At 66.2% G+C, this 13,227-nt stretch carries 14 protein-coding genes; 4 read left to right on the top strand and 10 right to left on the bottom strand.

The annotated features are described in order from the left end of the window. Positions 1 to 54: 54 nt before the first annotated feature. The 4 genes from WDLP6_RS22275 to WDLP6_RS22260 form a co-directional block, all read right to left on the bottom strand. Positions 55 to 966: a 2OG-Fe(II) oxygenase gene (locus WDLP6_RS22275; protein WP_162594106.1), complete on the bottom strand. Its 912-nt coding sequence runs from the start codon at positions 964 to 966 to the stop codon at positions 55 to 57. A gap of 161 nt (positions 967 to 1,127) precedes the next feature. After that, a complete protein-coding gene (locus WDLP6_RS22270; protein ID WP_162594105.1) occupies positions 1,128 to 2,315 on the bottom strand; it encodes a vWA domain-containing protein in 1,188 nt (395 codons plus the stop codon). Between the two features lie 6 nt (positions 2,316 to 2,321). Continuing rightward, positions 2,322 to 2,927 carry a GNAT family N-acetyltransferase gene (locus WDLP6_RS22265; protein ID WP_162594104.1) on the bottom strand — a complete coding sequence of 202 codons (606 nt, stop codon included), beginning with the start codon at positions 2,925 to 2,927 and terminating at the stop codon, positions 2,322 to 2,324. Between the two features lie 126 nt (positions 2,928 to 3,053). Next, positions 3,054 to 3,908 carry an AAA family ATPase gene (locus WDLP6_RS22260; protein WP_162569350.1) on the bottom strand — a complete coding sequence of 285 codons (855 nt, stop codon included), beginning with the start codon at positions 3,906 to 3,908 and terminating at the stop codon, positions 3,054 to 3,056. A gap of 148 nt (positions 3,909 to 4,056) precedes the next feature. On the opposite strand from WDLP6_RS22260, the gene WDLP6_RS22255 reads away from it, so the two are divergent. Continuing rightward, on the top strand, positions 4,057 to 4,737 hold the full coding sequence (locus WDLP6_RS22255) for a c-type cytochrome (RefSeq protein ID WP_162569349.1): 681 nt from the start codon (positions 4,057 to 4,059) through the stop codon (positions 4,735 to 4,737). A 62-nt stretch (positions 4,738 to 4,799) separates the two neighbouring features. Here the strand turns inward: WDLP6_RS22255 and pcaG are convergent, their stop codons facing one another. Together pcaG and pcaH are read right to left on the bottom strand one after the other, a co-directional pair. Further along, positions 4,800 to 5,405, bottom strand: a complete 606-nt coding sequence (gene pcaG, locus WDLP6_RS22250) for a protocatechuate 3,4-dioxygenase subunit alpha (RefSeq protein ID WP_162594103.1) — start codon at positions 5,403 to 5,405, stop codon at positions 4,800 to 4,802. A 14-nt stretch (positions 5,406 to 5,419) separates the two neighbouring features. After that, positions 5,420 to 6,151 carry a protocatechuate 3,4-dioxygenase subunit beta gene (pcaH, locus tag WDLP6_RS22245; protein ID WP_162594102.1) on the bottom strand — a complete coding sequence of 244 codons (732 nt, stop codon included), beginning with the start codon at positions 6,149 to 6,151 and terminating at the stop codon, positions 5,420 to 5,422. 104 nt (positions 6,152 to 6,255) lie between these two features. Between pcaH and WDLP6_RS22240 the strand changes: the two genes are divergently transcribed. Then, positions 6,256 to 7,206: a LysR substrate-binding domain-containing protein gene (locus tag WDLP6_RS22240; RefSeq protein ID WP_162594101.1), complete on the top strand. Its 951-nt coding sequence runs from the start codon at positions 6,256 to 6,258 to the stop codon at positions 7,204 to 7,206. Here the strand turns inward: WDLP6_RS22240 and WDLP6_RS22235 are convergent. Further along, entirely contained in the window at positions 7,203 to 7,637 is a 435-nt protein-coding gene (locus WDLP6_RS22235) for a DUF1841 family protein (RefSeq protein ID WP_162594100.1), read from the bottom strand. The genes WDLP6_RS22240 and WDLP6_RS22235 overlap by 4 nt on opposite strands. A gap of 57 nt (positions 7,638 to 7,694) precedes the next feature. Here WDLP6_RS22235 and WDLP6_RS22230 point away from each other — a divergent pair, with 57 nt between their 5' ends. Together WDLP6_RS22230 and WDLP6_RS22225 are read left to right on the top strand one after the other, a co-directional pair. After that, complete coding sequence (locus WDLP6_RS22230; RefSeq protein WP_162569344.1) at positions 7,695 to 8,645, top strand: LysR family transcriptional regulator; 951 nt, start codon at positions 7,695 to 7,697, stop codon at positions 8,643 to 8,645. A 105-nt stretch (positions 8,646 to 8,750) separates the two neighbouring features. Beyond that, positions 8,751 to 9,650: a LysR family transcriptional regulator gene (locus WDLP6_RS22225; RefSeq protein ID WP_162594099.1), complete on the top strand. Its 900-nt coding sequence runs from the start codon at positions 8,751 to 8,753 to the stop codon at positions 9,648 to 9,650. A 6-nt stretch (positions 9,651 to 9,656) separates the two neighbouring features. Here the strand turns inward: WDLP6_RS22225 and WDLP6_RS22220 are convergent, their stop codons facing one another. From WDLP6_RS22220 to WDLP6_RS22210, 3 genes are read right to left on the bottom strand one after another with little or no spacing between them, the layout of a single operon-like run. After that, a complete protein-coding gene (locus WDLP6_RS22220) occupies positions 9,657 to 10,967 on the bottom strand; it encodes an MFS transporter (RefSeq protein WP_162594098.1) in 1,311 nt (436 codons plus the stop codon). Positions 10,968 to 10,978: 11 nt separating this feature from the next. Then, positions 10,979 to 11,728: a sulfite exporter TauE/SafE family protein gene (locus tag WDLP6_RS22215; RefSeq protein WP_162569341.1), complete on the bottom strand. Its 750-nt coding sequence runs from the start codon at positions 11,726 to 11,728 to the stop codon at positions 10,979 to 10,981. A gap of 21 nt (positions 11,729 to 11,749) precedes the next feature. Then, positions 11,750 to 13,036, bottom strand: a complete 1,287-nt coding sequence (locus WDLP6_RS22210; protein WP_162594097.1) for a M20/M25/M40 family metallo-hydrolase — start codon at positions 13,034 to 13,036, stop codon at positions 11,750 to 11,752. Positions 13,037 to 13,227 lie beyond the last annotated feature (191 nt).

Genomic DNA, 13,227 nt, shown 5'->3' with positions numbered 1-13,227 from the left:
CCATTCTGACAGCAAGCGCGGCCGTGTTCGGGCCGCGCGCGGTGCGCGCGATCGTCAGTGCTGGGTGAACTTCCGCGCCAGCGACCACAGCACCGGTGGCGTCACCATGCGGGCGAAGGCCTTGATCTTGTCGAGCCGGGCCGGCTGCATGAAGACCGTCAGCGCTTCGCTGTGCTGCTGGCCGGCGAACGGGCTGGTGTAGAAATACGCGGCGACCGAGCGGCGCGGTCGGTTGTCGGGCGCTTTCAGCGGCTTGGTGTGGCCGTGGAAACTGGCCGGCCCGTGCGGCAGCAGGATGGTGCGGCCGAATTCGGGTTGCACGCTGGTGACGCAGCGGCCTGCCTTCTTGTCCCACAGTTCGAGTGCCGAGCCCCACTCCGGATCCCAGCCCTTGTTGAGGTAGGTGATGAACACCATCTCGTTCTGCAGCCCGAGCGAACGGTGCCGGTTGAAATCGCGGTGCACGGCAAAGGTCGCGCCGGTGCGGCTTTCGTGCAGTCCGCCACCGCACAGCTTCGGATCCGGCAGCAGGTAGGGAACGCCCGACACGGAAGACAGCCACTCCGTGAACCAGCCCGAATTGAGGATGTCGAAATAGAGCTGCGAGGCCGGCCCCAGCGTGACGCCGGGGGCCGAACGGCGCAGCGTTTCGTAGCGGCTCTTGACGTCGACCCAGCCGTCGCTTCGAAGGTCGTCGAACTCTTCGGCCACCAGTTCGAGCAACCCCGGATGAAACAGGCCGTCCATCACGAGGTGCGGACAGGGTTTGCCGGCGAGCAGTTGCTGATGAAGGCGTTCGCGTTCCTGGGCTTCGAAGAACGAGTGGTTGACCAGTTCGGCCATCGGCAGGCGAACGCCGCGGATGCTCACGAAGTCGGCGGGTGCTTCGACCAGCGCCAGCGAAGGCGCGTCCCTCAGGGATTGCTCGTGTGCAGGAGCATCGTCAAACGAGAGCAGCGCGGACATGGCAGGGTGCCTCCTCCAGGACTCAAGTGTGAAGGGGAGTATTTATGTGAATCCTTAAGTGTTAACTGTAACGCAACGTCTTCACGAATACATACCTTTTTTTGGGTATGCAATCAGAATCTCCGGCAGAGTGAGGGCTCAAAGCAACAGGCCCGCGGGGCCTATTTCGAGAGTAGGCGCATCGCCTCTTCGAGGCCTTTGAGGGTGAGCGGGTACATCCGGTGCGATACAAGTTGTTGCATCACCGCAATGCTCTGGCGGTACTGCCAGACACCCTGCGGCTCGGGGTTGATCCACGCGAACTTGGGGAACGCATGCGTGAGGCGCTGGATCCACTCGGCCCCGGCCTCCTCGTTGTTGTATTCGACGCTGCCGCCCGGCTGCAGGATCTCGTAGGGGCTCATCGTGGCGTCGCCGACGAAGATCAGCTTGTAGTCCTTGTTGTACTTGCGCAGGATGTCCCAGGTCGCGAACTTCTCGGAGAAACGCCGGCGGTTGTTCTTCCACATGAAGTCGTAGACGCAGTTGTGGAAGTAGTAGAACTCCAGGTGCTTGAACTCCGTTTTGACGGCCGAGAACAGCTCCTCGACGCGCTGGATGTGTTCGTCCATCGTGCCGCCGACATCCATCAGCAGCAGCACCTTCACGTTGTTGTGGCGCTCCGGCCGCATCTTGATGTCGAGGTAGCCGGCGTTGGCGGCGGTCGACTGGATCGTGTGGTCGAGATCGAGCTCGTCCTCGTGGCCTTCGCGCGCGAACTTGCGCAGTCGCCGCAGTGCGATCTTGATGTTGCGCGTGCCCAGTTCCTGGTTGTCGTCGTAGTCCTTGTAGGCGCGCTGATCCCACACCTTGACCGCGCTCTTGTTCTTGCCCGCGCCGCCGATGCGAATGCCCTGCGGGTTGTAGCCGCCGTGCCCGAAGGGCGAGGTGCCGCCGGTGCCGATCCACTTGCTGCCGCCCTCGTGGCGTTCCTTCTGTTCCTCGAAGCGCTTCTTGAGCGTTTCCATGAGCTCGTCCCAGCCCATCTTCTCGATCTTGGCCTTCTCCTCGGCCGTGAATTCGCGCTCCAGCGTCTTGCGCAGCCAGTCGAGCGGCACTTCCTTGGTGAAGTCGGTCAGCGCCTCGATGCCCTTGAAGTAGGCGGCGAAGGCACGGTCGAACTTGTCGTAGTGCTTCTCGTCCTTCACCAGCGCGGTGCGCGAGAGGTAGTAGAAGTCGTCGAGACCGTAGGCGCCGTCGGAGTCGGGTCCGACCACGTCGGCCTGCAGCGCTTCCAGCAGCGTGAGGTATTCCTTGACCGAGACCGGCAGCTTGGCCGAGCGCAAGGTGTAGAAGAAGTCGATCAGCATGGCGAACTACTCCTGGGATGAACGCGGCTTGTCCAGCAGATAGAGCAATTGCGCCCGAACCTCCGGCCATTCGCCGGAGCGCAGGCTGTACATCACCGTATCGCGGATCGTGCCGTCGCGGCGCAGCGCATGGCCGCGGATCACGCCATCCTTGTGCGCACCGAGCCGTTCGATGGCGCGTTGCGAGGCATGGTTGAAGTTGTCGGTGCGCCAACCCACCACGTGGCAGCCCAGCGTGTCGAAGGCATGGGTGAGCATCAGCAGCTTGCAAGTGGTGTTGACGTGCGTGCGCTGGCAGCGTTTCGCATACCACGTGTAGCCGATCTCGACGCGCTTGAGCGACGGCACGATGTCGTGGTAGCTCGTGCAGCCGAGCACCGTGCCGCTGGCTTCGTCGGTGACCGCGAAGGCAAGACGATGGCCGGCCTCGCGCGTCTTCAGCGCGGTTTCGATGTAGGCGCGCGTTTCCTGAGGTTCGGGCACCGAGGTGACGCGCAATTGCCAGAGCTCGCCGTCGGCCGCGGCGGCGCGCAGGCCGTCCTCGTGTTCGAGCGCGAGCGGCACGAGCGCGACGCCTCGCGCGTTCAAGGTAACGGGTTCGACGAAAGCCATCCTGGTCTTCCTACGACGCTGCGGGTCTGATTCCAGAAACACCGCAGAACCGGCTTTGCCGGCCTGCTGGTGTTGCCCCCTGCAAGGGGGTTGGCGAAGCGACACGAAGTGCGCGCAGCCTGGGGGTCATCTGTTATTCCGTTGCATGAAGACCAACTTTTCGAAGAGGGTCACGTCCTGCTCGTTCTTGAGCAGCGCACCCACCAGCGGCGGCACTGCAACCTTGTCGTCCTTGCTCTGCAGCGCTTCGAGCGGAATGTCCTCGGCCACCAGCAGCTTGAGCCAGTCGAGCAATTCGGAGGTGGACGGCTTCTTCTTCAGGCCGGGCAGGTTGCGCACGTCGTAGAAGGTCTTCATCGCCGCGGTCAGAAGCGCCTGCTTGAGGCCGGGGAAGTGCACCGCCACGATGCGTTTCATCGTCTCGGCATCGGGGAACTTGATGTAGTGGAAGAAGCAGCGGCGCAGGAACGCGTCGGGCAGTTCCTTCTCGTTGTTCGAGGTGATGAAGACCACCGGCCGATGCTTGGCGCGGATCAGTTCGCGCGTCTCGTAGCAATAGAACTCCATGCGGTCGATCTCGCGCAGCAGGTCGTTCGGGAATTCGATGTCGGCCTTGTCGATCTCGTCGATCAGGAGGGCCACCGGCTGCTCCGATGTGAAGGCCTGCCACAGTACGCCCTTGACGATGTAGTTGTGAATGTCCTTCACGCGCTCGCCGCCGTCCACGTCCGCGAGCTGCGAATCGCGCAGGCGGCTCACGGCGTCGTATTCATAGAGGCCTTGCTGCGCCTTGGTGGTCGACTTGATGTGCCACTGCAGGAGCGGCAGCTCGAGCGCCTCGGCGACTTCCTCTGCGAGCATCGTCTTGCCGGTGCCCGGCTCGCCCTTGACGAGCAGTGGACGCTTGAGCGTGATGGCGGCATTGACCGCGAGCATCAGATCCTGTGTGGCGACGTAGTTGTCTGAACCCTTGAATTTCATGGAAGAGGTGGAGCAGGGGTGGATGAAAGGCACATCGATCAGCGTTGCGCGGGACTTCGAACACCCCGTGCACGGGACCGCGAAGAGCCCCCGCATATAATCAAATGTTGATCTGAAAACTGTATCTCCACGAGATTGTGCGCGCAAAATGAACAAGTTGTTGACCCTGATGTTTGCCCTCGCTGTCGCTTGCGTGACGGTCTCGGCCCAAGCCCAGAAAGTGACCGGCAATGCCGCAAACGGCGAAAAGAAAACCGCGATGTGCATGGGCTGCCACGGCATCATCGGCTACCAGTCGAGCTTTCCCGAGGTCTACAAGGTCCCCAAGATCGCCGGCCAGAGCGCGACCTACATCGTGTCGGCGCTCACCGCCTACCAGCAGGGTGACCGCAAGCACCCCACCATGCGCGCCGTCGCGGCCTCGCTCACCGAGCAGGACATCGCCGACCTCGCCGCCTTCTACAGCCAGCTCGGCCTGAAGGAAGGAGATGCGCCGCCGCCGGCCGCCGCCGGCACGCCGAGCGAGAGCCTGCAGGCGCTCATCACGCGCGACAAGGACAACAACTGCACCAAGTGCCACGGCGCGAACTTCAACACGCCCAACGACGGCACCGTGCCCAAGCTCGCGGGACAGCACGCCGACTACCTGTTCGTGGCACTGAAGTCGTACAAGTTCTCGCACCCGATCGTCGGCCGCTCCAACCCCATCATGGGCAAGGAAGCCAAGCAGTTCAGCAACGTCGAGCTCAAGGAACTGGCCAGCTACGTCAGCTCGCTGCCCGGCGACGTGAAGACGGTGCCCGAGTCGCGCTTCCACGACAAGGACTGAGCGCCGCGCCGCCCAGAACAAAGCCCGCTGAACGCGGGCTTTGTCGTTTCCGGACGGTCGATTCAGATGTCGAAGAACACGGTCTCCGACGGACCCTGCATGTGGATGTCGAAGCGGTAGGTCACCGCGCCGCCTGCTTCGCTGCGTTGTGCGACCAGCGTCTCGCGGCGTGCGGCCGGCACGCTGCCGAGCACCGCGTCCTTGGCATTGGCCTTCGCTTCGTCGCTGAAGTAGATGCGCGTGAAGGCATGCAGCAGCATGCCGCGCATCAGCACGATCACGTTGATGTGGGGTGCCTCGCCGGCACTTTCGGCGCCGGGCTTCACGGTGTGGAACACGAAGCGGTTCTGTGCATCGGTGCCCGTGCCGCAGCGGCCGAAGGCGCGAAAGCCGATCTCCCGCGCATCGTCGACCGATTGCGGATATTCGCCGGCGCCGTCGGGCTGGCTGATCTCGACCAGCGCGTCGTTGATCGCATTGCCGTCGCCGTCGATCACACGGCCTTCGAGCCGGATGCGTTCGCCGCGCGCGCCGTCGAGCGCCACCACGGCGTCGAAGGGCTGGTCGAAGTCGTAGCCGTACTGCGTGGCGGTGAGGCCGTAGGCGAAATAGGGGCCGACGGTCTGCGACGGGGTCTGGCCGAAATTGGTTTCGAGTGCGCTCATCATGGTGCGGGATCTCCTCAGCGGTTTTCGAACGGCGTCTCGTCGGCGCCGCGCAGGACGATGTCGAACACGTAGCCCAGCGCGTAGCCTTCCTCGGTGACATCGAGGCTGAAGTCGGAGATCAGCCGGTTGCGCACCTTCTCCGGCGTGCCGGTGATCATCGGGTCGTACTGCAGCAACGGGTCGCCGGGGAAATACATCTGCGTCACCAGGCGGCTGCCGAAGTGCTCGCCGAACAGCGACAGGTGGATGTGCTGCGGCCGCCATGCGTTGGGATGATTGCCCCACGGATAGGCGCCGGGTTTGATGGTGAGAAAGCGATAGCGGCCTTCGCTGTCGGTCAGGCAGCGGCCCGCGCCGAGGAAGTTCGGGTCGAGCGGCGCGTCGTGCTGGTCGACCTTGTGCACGTAGCGGCCGGAGGCGTTGGCCTGCCACAGCTCGACCAGCGTGTTGCGTACCGGGCGGCGGAGATCGTCGAGCACCTGGCCGGTGAGGATCATGCGTTCGCCCAGCGGTTCGCCGTTGCGCCGCGCATTGCGCGTGAGGTCGTGGTCCAGTTCGCCGATGCTGCTGTGGCCGTAGACCGGCTGGCGCAATTCGCCGAGCGAGGCCTTGAGCGGCACCAGCGGCTGCTGCGGCCCGCGCTTGACCGTCGAGCGATAACCCGGATAGACGTACGAGGGATGGCTGGGCCAATCGCGCGGCGCGAGCCGGGGCAGCGGGGCGCTGCGGGAGTCGGAAGAGGACATGGGCGCTTATCTCCGGATTCGTGGGAAGGATGTCCAACTCTATTCATGCGCAATGCTGATGTAAATTGAGGAATCTGCGATTTTTCATAACCATCGGTAATTCAATGACCTCCGGCTCCGAAGCCTTCCTGCGTGGCGTCCAGTTGCGGCATCTGCGCTGCCTCGTTGCCGTCGCGCAGGAGCGCCACCTGGCACGTGCCGCCGAGCGGCTCGCATTGAGCCAGCCCGCGGTGTCGAAGACCCTGGCCGAACTCGAGACCCTGGCCGGCGCGCGGCTCGTGCAGCGTGGCCATGCGGGCCGGCGCGGCATCCAGGGCCTGACCGTCGCCGGCGAGCAATTGCTGGCGCATGCGTTGCGCGTGCTGGAAGCGCTGGATGCCAGCGCGCAGGCGGTGATGCCGGCCTCCGGCGCGCGGCCGCAGCGCCTGCGCATCGGTGCCTTGCCCAGCGTCGCGCCGTCCTTGCTGCCCGCGGCCCTGGCCGCGCTGCGCGAACGGATGCCCACGCTGCGCATTCAGGTGCAGACCGCTGCCAATGGCCCCTTGCTGGACACGCTGCGTGCCGGCGAGCTCGACCTCGTTGCCGGCCGCATGAGCGATCCGCAATTGATGGTTGGGCTGACTTTCGAACTCCTCTACAACGAGCCGCTGGCGCTGATCGCGCGGGCCGGCCATCCGCTCGCCAGGGGCAGGCCGTCCGTGCAGGACGTGCTGCAGCACCCGCTCGTGATCTATGGCGAAGGCACCATCCCGCGCCACCACACCGAGAGCTTCCTGTCCGGCCTCGGCCTGCGCTTGCCGGCGCATGTGACCCAGACCCTCGACCTCTCGGTCGCGCGCGGCCTGCTGTTCCGGTCGGACGCGGTGTGGTTCACCCCCATCGGCGCTGCGCGCGACGATCTCGCAAGCGGCCAGCTCGTGCGCCTGGGCGTCGACATGGCCGGCACCGAGGAGCCCGTCGGCCTCTTGACGCGCGCCGATGCTGAAGACTCGCCGTCGCGTCAGACCCTGATCGCGCTGCTGCGCGAGACGGCGCGGCAGAAACCGGCGCGTTAGCCTCGGGTCGCACGGCGCTGCACGCAGGCGACGTAGGCATCGCCATCGGGCGGGCGGCCGGCACGCTGGCTCTCCCACATCATCTGCCCAAGGCACTCCATCGCCTCGTGGTGCGCCTCGAGCAGCGAATCGCGCCGCGCCGCGAGCAACTCGACGGCCTGGCGGATGCCGCGCGGCTGGTCGATCGAGCATTGCTCGCTGATCGACAGATGCATCGACAAGTGAAGGAAGGGGTTCTCGCGTCCGTCGCCGCCGTCGTAGACGCGCGCGACCGCCGCATCGGCATCGGCGAGCTCGGCATGGTATTCGGGGTGCTCGTCGATCCAGCGGCTCGCGATGATCTCGAGCGCTTCCATCGGCTCGCCGCGCCGGCTCTTGGCGAAGACGTCGCAGAAGAAGCGGCGCACTTCCTCTTGGGAGGGATTGAACATGCGCCGAGGGTAGCACCGGGCATCCGCCGCGGCCCGCCGCCGCTACATTGCAAAGCCATGGACCGCCTGGAAAACATCGAGACCTTCGTTCGCGTCGCGCAGACCCAGAGCTTCGCCGAGGCCGCGCGGCAGATGCGCGTGGCCAAGTCGGTGGTGACCAGCCGCGTGAAGCAGCTGGAGGACCACGTCGGCGCGCCGCTCTTCCATCGCAGCACGCGCGTGGTGCGGCTCAGCGATGTCGGCCAGGCCTTCCTGCGCGATTGCACCGAACTCGTCGGCCGGGCCAACGACATGCTCGACCAGATGCGCGACGCGCGCGCCGGCCCGACCGGCGTGCTGCGCATCCATGCGCTGACCGGCTTCGTGCTCGGGCATTTCGCCGCGCTGCTGCGCGCCTTCCAGACCAGCTATCCCGACATCCATCTGGAGCTGATCGTGAGCGACGCGGTGGTCGATCCGGTCAAGGCCGGCGTGGATTGCGCGCTGCAGATCTTTCCGGCGGCATCCACCGAGCTGGTCTCGCGCCCGCTCTTTCCGGTGCGGCGCGTGTTCTGCGCCACACCCGAGTACCTGCGCACGCACGGCGCACCCGCGAGCCCGCGCGAGCTGCACAAGCACACGCTGGGCCTCTATTCGGGCTACCCGACGCGCGACCGCTGGACATTCCACCACGGCGACGAGCAGGTGACCATGTACATGAGTCCGGCGCTCTTGACCAACAGCGTCCATCTGCTGCGCGAGTACGCGATGGAGCATGCGGGCATCGTCTGCCTGCCGACGCTGGTGGCGGGCGACGCGATCCTGCGCGGCGAGCTGCAGGTCGTGCTGCCCGAGCATGTGCTGTCGTCCTTCTCGCTGAGCGCCGTCTATGCGGGGACCTCGCGCAATGCGTTCAAGCTCAGGCTCTTCATCGAGCACATCACGGCCGCCTTCGCGCGAGTGCCGCCATGGGACGCGGCCATGATCGACCGCGGGCTGCTGCCCGCCGGGCTGATCCACGATGCCTAGGCCCCCCAGCGTGGGATGCTGCGATGATCGGCAGGCCCTGCAGTCCGCGATGCCGATCACGCCCGCGCAGGTAGTGCACCGTCTTGCATCTTCCCAACAACCACCATGCGACTGCGTCATCTGGAAGTCGTCAACGCGATCCGCGTGACAGGCACGCTCAGCGGGGCCGCGCGGCTGCTGCACATGACCCAGCCGGCGGTGACGCAGATCCTGCAGAGCGCGGAGAAGCAGCTCGGCTACCAGCTCTACCGGCGCGTGCGCGGCAGGCTGGAGCCGTCGGCGGAAGCGGCCGTGATCTTTCCCGAACTGGAGACCCTCGATCGCCAGATCGTCAAGCTGCAGCAGCTGACCAGCAACCTGCGATCGGGCGAGGCCAGCCTGCTGCGCGTGCTGTGTGCGCCTGCATTGGCACAGGCCGTGATGCCGGAAATCATCGATCGCTTCCTGAAGCAGCATGCACGTGCGCGCCTGTCGGTGCGCGCCGAGTATTCGTCCAGCGTGATCTCCGACCTGGCGCTGCGCGAGGCGGACATCGGCCTGGTCTTCGAGGGCGAACAGCACCCCGCCATCGACTTCACGGCGCTGGCCGAGATCCCGCTCGTCGCCGTGGGATCCTCGAAGTTCTTCGGCACCGGCGCGCGGCTCGGCCTGCGCGACGTCCTGGCCATGCCCTTCATCGCGCCGGACCCGGTCGACCCGATCGGCCGCATGCTTGCCAAGGCCTGTGAGGAGCATGGCTGGACACTCGAAAGCAGTGTCAGTGTGCTGCTCTACCAAGCGGCCTTGGCGACTGCCGCGACCGGCCTGGGTGTGACCATCGTCGATGCCCTGACGGCCTTCACGGCCGACCCGAGGCTGCTGCTGCAGGTGGCCGAGATCACGCCCGCACTCACGCTGCGCGTCGGCGTGGCCCGGGCCGCCACCAACCGCCAGTCGGGGCTGGCGGACGACTTCATCGGGCTGTGTCGGCGGGTGCTGTCGGAGCGCGGGATGGCGCTCGGCTAGCGGCGATCAGGCCGCATCCAGCGCGGCCTGGTCGGCCGACTGGCTGCGCACCCGGATCCTGAAGAACAGCGTGCTCAGCAGCGCGATGCCCACGGTGGCCATCACGTAGTAGGCCGGAATGAACTTGCTGCCCGTCTGCTGTGCCAGCCAAGTGCAGATCAGCAGCGACAGGCCACCGATCACCGTGAAGTTCAGGTTGTGGATCAGCGCCAGCCCCGTGGTGCGCACGGCGTTCGGGAACAGCTCGGCCAGGAAGGAAGGCATCGCGCCCTGGAACACCATCACGCAGGCGGTCAGTCCGGTGATGCAGGTCACATACACCATCAGGCTGGGCTGCGCGACCATCCAGTGGAAGGCCGGCAGGCACAGCACGCCGGTCAGCAGGGTGCCGCACACGATCATTTGCAAGCGCCCGACGCGGTCGGACATCGCGCCGAACAGCGGCGGCAGCAGGATCTGGGCCGCCGAATAGCCGATCGCGCCCCACATCGAGTCCGACGCGGACATGCCCAACTCGCGCTGCGCATAGAGCGGGATGAACACGCCCAGCAGATAGTTCGTCGAGGCAGCCAGCGAATAGACGCCGATGGCGGCGCAGATGCGTGCCTTCGACGACATCAGCGTGGTCGCGACCGGGTTGGCCACCTTGGCGCTCTTCACGAATTCCGGCGTCTCGTCGAGCTGGCTGCGCAGCCAGTAGCCGAAGGGAACGATCAGCAGCCCGACGACGAAGGGCAGGCGCCATCCCCATTCGACGATGGCGACCGGGTCCAGCGAGCGATTGAGCATCAGGCTGACGATGCTGGCCATGCCGGTCGCAAGCCCGATGCCGACCACCTGAAAGCTCGCGAAATAGCCGCGCCGGTGGCGCGGCGCATGCTCCGTCACGAAGGACACGGAGGTGCCGAACTCGCCGCCGGCCGAGAAGCCCTGCAGCAGCTTGCCTGCCACCAGCATCAGCGTCCCGCCGATGCCGGCCGTTGCGTAGCCCGGCGCGAACGCCATCATCGCGGTGCCGAGGCCCATGGCCCAGATCGTGAGCATCATCCCGGCCTTGCGGCCGCGGCGGTCCGAATAGCTGCCGATGCAGATCGCACCCAGCGGGCGCACGAAATAGCTGACCCCGAAAGTGCCCAGCGCCACCAGCAGCGAGGTGTAGGTGTCGCCGGTCGGAAAGAAGACCTTCGCGATGTAGACGGCGAGAAAGCCGTAGATGAAGAGGTCGTAGAACTCCAGCATGTTGCCCACCAGGGCCGATGCGATCACCCGGCGAAAGTAGCGCCGTTTCTCAGGCGTCAGTTGGTCCCGCGATTCCATGTCTGTCTCCTTCAGTTGTTGTGGGTCAGGAAGAACGCACCGCTCATGCCCAGGCCAATGGCGATGACCACGGCGCGAACGACTCGGAGCGGCAGTGCCTTGGCCGCTGCTGCGCCGACATAGCCGCCGACGGTCGAGAAGGCCATCATCAAAATCGCCTCCCGCCAATGCACGAGCCCGGCCCACGCGAAGGTGAGCACCGAGATCGCCGAGAGCAGGAAGGACATGAGGTTCTTCAGGCCGTTGACGGCATTGAGGTTTCCGATGCCGGCCAGCGACAGCACAGCCATCAGCAGAATCCCGAGGCCGCCGTTGAAATAGCCGCCGTAGACAGCCACCGCGGCGAGCGCTGGCAGGCGCCATGGCAGGCTGCGCCCCGGGGCATCGCTGCGCGCGCCGGTGCCGAGGCCTCCGGCGGCGAACAGCAGGGTCGCGAAGAGCAGCAGCCAGGGCACGATGGCGCGGAAGGTCTGGTTGGAGGTCACCATGAGCAAGCCCGCGCCGGCCAGCCCGCCGGCCAGCCCGACGATCGATGCCTGCAGCAGCAGACGGCGGTCGATGGCCGCGAGTTCGCCGCGAAATCCCAGCGCGCCGCCCAGGTAGCCGGGAAACACGGCCACCGTGCTGGTCGCGTTGGCAGCCACCGGCGGAACCCCGAGCAGCACCAGCGCCGGCAAGGTGAGGAAGGTGCCGCCGCCGGCGACCGTGTTGAGCACGCCCGCGCCGAGGGCGGCCGCACAGAGAAGTGCGTCGTGCAGCATGTCGTGCCGATGCGGGCCGGCTCAGTGCGCGCCGAGGAAATCGAAGGCCGTCAGCGCGTAGATCCTGCCCAGTGCGCGCAACTCGTCGACGAAGACATGCTCGTCGGCGGCGCCCATGTTGCAGGCCGTCAGGCCGCACACCACCGTCGGAATGCCGGCGGCGCGGTACAGCCGCGCATCCGAGGCGCCGACGCGCATGTTGACCACCGGCTGCCGGCCCAGCACGGCTTCGCAGTTGGCGGCCAGCGTGGTGATGACCTCGTGGCCCGGCGCGGTCCAGCTCGGTTCATAGCGGCGCAGGATCTCCAGGCTCAGGTCCCCATGCGGCGCGAGCAGTTCGCGGATGCGCGCTTCCACCGCAGCGGTATCGAGCCCTACCGGGATGCGCACGTCGACGGTGGCTTCGGCTGCATCGGCGATCAGGTTCGAGAGGCGCCCGCCCTGCATCGTGCCGAAAGTCAGCGTGACGCCTCGCAGCACCGCGCTCTCGCCGGCGCCGGACAGGGATTCCGACACGGCGGCGGAGCGCTCGATGGCGCGCAGTACCTCGGCGGGCGCGTCCACCGCCATCTGCCGGACGGCCGTCAGGCTCTGCATCGCCGCGAGTAGCTTCTCGATCGCGCAGTCGCCGTGATGCACGTGGGCCGCATGGGCTGACTTGCCGCTCGCACGCAGGCGCATCCACAGCATGCCCTTCTCGCCGAAGCGCAGTACGCGGGTCGATCCGGTGTCGGCGCTGATCATCGCGTCGCCGCGCGCGGCCTCGACATGCGTCAGCAGGTGTTGCGTGCCGTCGGTGCCCATGGACTCCTCGTCGCCCACGAGCGTGGCGACCACCTCGCCGGCGAACGCGTTGCGCACGCCCGAGAGCTGCGCCATCGCGAACAGGATGGCGGCGATGCCGCCCTTCATGTCGGACACGCCGAGGCCATAGAGCTTGCCGTCGCGCATCTCGCCCGACGGGTCGGCCGTCCAGTCGGCGCGGTTCACCAGCGGAAAGGTATCCATGTGGCCGTTGAACACCAGGCGGCGGCCGCTTACCGCGCCGCGCAGGCGAAGCACCAGGTTCGCGACATGCGGCAAGGTGTCGTGGCGCTCGACCTCGAGGCCCGGGATGTCGCGGGCGATGGCCTCGACGGCGCGTGCCATCGCATGGGTGTTGCCGGGCGGGTAGTGGCTGGGAACGCCGACCAGCCTGCGCGCCATCTCGGGCACGCGGCAGCTTTGGTTCTCGAGGGTGCTGGCAAGGGACGCGCGGGCAGAAAGCGAACGGTCGTCGGTCCGGAAGGTGGCAGTGTTGTTCGTCATGGATCGAATGCTGAAACGCAGGTCGATCGCCGTCCAATTAGCAGAACGCGGGTGGTCATAAGCGCGCCGGGGAGGGGTAAACCCTGTCGATTGACCGGATCCGCCGAACAATGCGGCCCGCAATCAAGGCCTACCGCAGGCGCCCTTCGTTTCCTAAAGTCCACCCATCGCAGCACCTTGCTGCATCGCGG

Source organism: Variovorax sp. PBL-E5, assembly GCF_901827185.1.
Lineage (GTDB): Bacteria > Pseudomonadota > Gammaproteobacteria > Burkholderiales > Burkholderiaceae_C > Variovorax.
Note: the sequence above shows the minus strand (reverse complement) of the source record. Positions and strands in the feature narration are given on the sequence as shown.

Coding starts and splice junctions, on each gene's coding strand:
- pcaG (WP_162594103.1), bottom strand. CDS start 5,405: ATGATGAGCGCACTCGAAACCAATTTCGGCCAGACCCCGTCGCAGACC.
- WDLP6_RS22210 (WP_162594097.1), bottom strand. CDS start 13,036: ATGACGAACAACACTGCCACCTTCCGGACCGACGACCGTTCGCTTTCT.
- WDLP6_RS22275 (WP_162594106.1), bottom strand. CDS start 966: ATGTCCGCGCTGCTCTCGTTTGACGATGCTCCTGCACACGAGCAATCC.
- WDLP6_RS22255 (WP_162569349.1), top strand. CDS start 4,057: ATGAACAAGTTGTTGACCCTGATGTTTGCCCTCGCTGTCGCTTGCGTG.
- WDLP6_RS22240 (WP_162594101.1), top strand. CDS start 6,256: ATGACCTCCGGCTCCGAAGCCTTCCTGCGTGGCGTCCAGTTGCGGCAT.
- WDLP6_RS22235 (WP_162594100.1), bottom strand. CDS start 7,637: ATGTTCAATCCCTCCCAAGAGGAAGTGCGCCGCTTCTTCTGCGACGTC.
- pcaH (WP_162594102.1), bottom strand. CDS start 6,151: ATGTCCTCTTCCGACTCCCGCAGCGCCCCGCTGCCCCGGCTCGCGCCG.
- WDLP6_RS22220 (WP_162594098.1), bottom strand. CDS start 10,967: ATGGAATCGCGGGACCAACTGACGCCTGAGAAACGGCGCTACTTTCGC.
- WDLP6_RS22225 (WP_162594099.1), top strand. CDS start 8,751: ATGCGACTGCGTCATCTGGAAGTCGTCAACGCGATCCGCGTGACAGGC.
- WDLP6_RS22230 (WP_162569344.1), top strand. CDS start 7,695: ATGGACCGCCTGGAAAACATCGAGACCTTCGTTCGCGTCGCGCAGACC.
- WDLP6_RS22260 (WP_162569350.1), bottom strand. CDS start 3,908: ATGAAATTCAAGGGTTCAGACAACTACGTCGCCACACAGGATCTGATG.
- WDLP6_RS22270 (WP_162594105.1), bottom strand. CDS start 2,315: ATGCTGATCGACTTCTTCTACACCTTGCGCTCGGCCAAGCTGCCGGTC.
- WDLP6_RS22215 (WP_162569341.1), bottom strand. CDS start 11,728: ATGCTGCACGACGCACTTCTCTGTGCGGCCGCCCTCGGCGCGGGCGTG.
- WDLP6_RS22265 (WP_162594104.1), bottom strand. CDS start 2,927: ATGGCTTTCGTCGAACCCGTTACCTTGAACGCGCGAGGCGTCGCGCTC.